This is a genomic window from Microcystis sp. M49636_WE2 (assembly GCF_030065375.1).
GTDB classification, from domain to species: Bacteria; Cyanobacteriota; Cyanobacteriia; order Cyanobacteriales; family Microcystaceae; genus Microcystis; species Microcystis aeruginosa_C.
This window is the reverse complement of record NZ_JASJFG010000888.1, coordinates 1-2,335: the sequence shown is the minus strand read 5'-3', so window position 1 is coordinate 2,335 and position 2,335 is coordinate 1. Positions and strand designations below refer to the sequence as shown.

General features: G+C 45.6%; 2 protein-coding genes. One reads left to right on the top strand and one right to left on the bottom strand.

Annotation, left to right across the window (positions count from 1 at the left end):
* A partial coding sequence (locus tag PX484_RS20340) for a GTP-binding protein (protein WP_288105296.1) occupies window positions 1-1,028 on the bottom strand: 1,028 nt, incomplete at its 3' end.
* 540 nt (window positions 1,029-1,568) lie between these two features.
* Between PX484_RS20340 and ychF the strand changes: the two genes are divergently transcribed.
* On the top strand, window positions 1,569-2,335 hold a 767-nt coding region (ychF, locus tag PX484_RS20335), incomplete at its 3' end, for a redox-regulated ATPase YchF (RefSeq protein ID WP_288105295.1).

Here is a 2,335-nt window from a genome sequence, read left to right as displayed (position 1 = left end):
TGTTGTTGTCCCATGAGACGATAGATACCACCAATCCGCACACCGTTTAAGGCCATGCCATCGTTAAGGGTTCCCTGCCAGATTCGCCCTAGGGAGAGGCGACCGCCCTGGGGAGTAAAATAGGTTTTGAGGATTTGTACCACTGCATCCCCATCCGCACTGGGATCGAGACCGCGACGATTGGCGGTAATTGTCGGGGCCGGTGCTTCTTCCACTAAAGCGGTGAGGAGATGACGCACACCATAGTCCCGTTCCGCCATACCGAAGAACACGGGTACTATCTGATCGGCTCCCAGTTCTTGTTTTAAGTCTTGGAGAATTTCTTCCAGGGAGGGGTTAATATCTTCGAGGAGTTCTTCTAAAAGATGATCGTCAAATTCGGCGATCGTTTCTAGCATTTCTTGTCGAGCGCTCTGTTCTTCTTCCTTGAGGTGGTCGGGTAAAGGTACAGGATCGGCGGGACTGTTAGGATGGTAATGATAAGCCTGTTCGTTGATTAAATCGATAAATCCGATAGTTTCGTTGTTCTGACGGATAGGATATTGCTGGGGAACAAGGGGACGACTAGAAACGGATTTGAGAGCTTGTAGGACTTCGTTAAAGTGACTATTACAGCGATCCATCTTGTTGATGAAGATTAGATGCGGAATTTCCCAATCATCGAGGAATTTTAGCAAGGGAGCCAGGGTGAGAACTCGATCGACCACCGGTTCACAAACGATAATAGCAGCACCGGCCCCGACCAGGGCATTATAGGTTTCACTGGCAAATTCGATCGAACCGGGGCAATCGAGAAAGGTAAAATTTAGGTTTTGGTATTGACTATGGGCAACGGAAACTTCTACACTCATCTGTCGATCCCGCGCTTGGGTGGAACTATCACCAACGGTATTGCGATCGCTAATTTTACCTTTTCTGGTGATGGCTCCTGTTACGAAAAGTAAACTTTCCAGTAAGGAGGTTTTTCCACTGGAGTAGGGGCCGACAAGGGCCACATTACGGGTGTTTGCTCCGATACTTTGATTCATACAGATACCCCCAACAATGATTTAGTGATTAGTTGCGGCGATTGGACGATATTTACACTCGATCGCCCTTGGGAAATATACTGTCATAGCACTGAAAATTACTCTCAGGACGTAGTTAGAAGCGAAAGGCCTGTCTTGCCATAATTTTGCCCAGTGCTACAGGTGTATTCTTTCCTACTCTTCACCCTAACTCAGTCTCAAGCATTACATCCCATTCTCGCAATCTCTTGTAAAATCTCGCCTACTTTTAGTTAAGGAACTTGAATAAATGTTAACTAGGGTTTGCTAAATAAGTTTTTCGTGGGTGTGGGGTGTGGGGTGTGGGGAAATGGGGAAATGGGGAGAATAAATAAAAATAATCTCCTGTCTCCTGAATCGGAGTCTCCTGAATCGGAGTCTCCTACCTCCAGGAAAAATTTTTTCAGCAAATGTTAACTAAGCTGTTGACTATCGAGAGTCTTTCTCCTCAACTGGATTTACAAAAACGAGAGGTTGCCTGATATAGTGAGAGGTCGGGATGATGTTTATCAAGCAATTTTTATGTTGAAAGCTGGAATCGTGGGACTGCCAAATGTGGGAAAATCCACCCTATTTAACGCTCTGGTGGCTAATGCTAAGGCGGAGGCCGCTAATTTCCCCTTTTGTACCATTGAACCGAATGTGGGTGTGGTATCCGTCCCCGATGAACGTCTGGAGGTTTTGGCTAAAATCTCTAATTCTGAGAAAATCGTGCCGACGCGGATTGAATTTGTCGATATCGCCGGATTAGTCAAGGGTGCTAGTCGCGGGGAAGGATTGGGTAATCAATTTTTGGCTAATATCCGGGAAGTGGACGCGATCGTTCATGTGGTGCGCTGTTTTGATAATGATGATATTATTCATGTTTCTGGGTCCGTGGATCCGGCCCGGGATATCGAGGTGATTAATCTAGAGTTAGCTCTAGCGGATTTGGGACAGGTGGAGAAGCGGGTGGAACGTTTACGCAAACAGGCGAAAAATAGCAAGGAAGCCGCCGAAGAATTGGCTATACTTGAAAAAATCCTAATTTGTCTTAATGACGGTATTTCGGCGCGAAAAGTGGATTTAAGCAAAGAGGAAGAAGAATTAATTAAAAATCTCGGTTTATTGAGTCGTAAACCGATTATTTATGCCGCTAATGTTAGCGAAGATGATCTGGCCACGGGTAATGATTGGGTAGAAAGTGTCCGTCAAATTGCCCAACAGGAACAGGCAAAAGTTGTGATCGTTTCTGCTCAAGTAGAATCGGAATTAGTGGAATTGTCGGAGGAAGAAAGAAAAGATTTTCT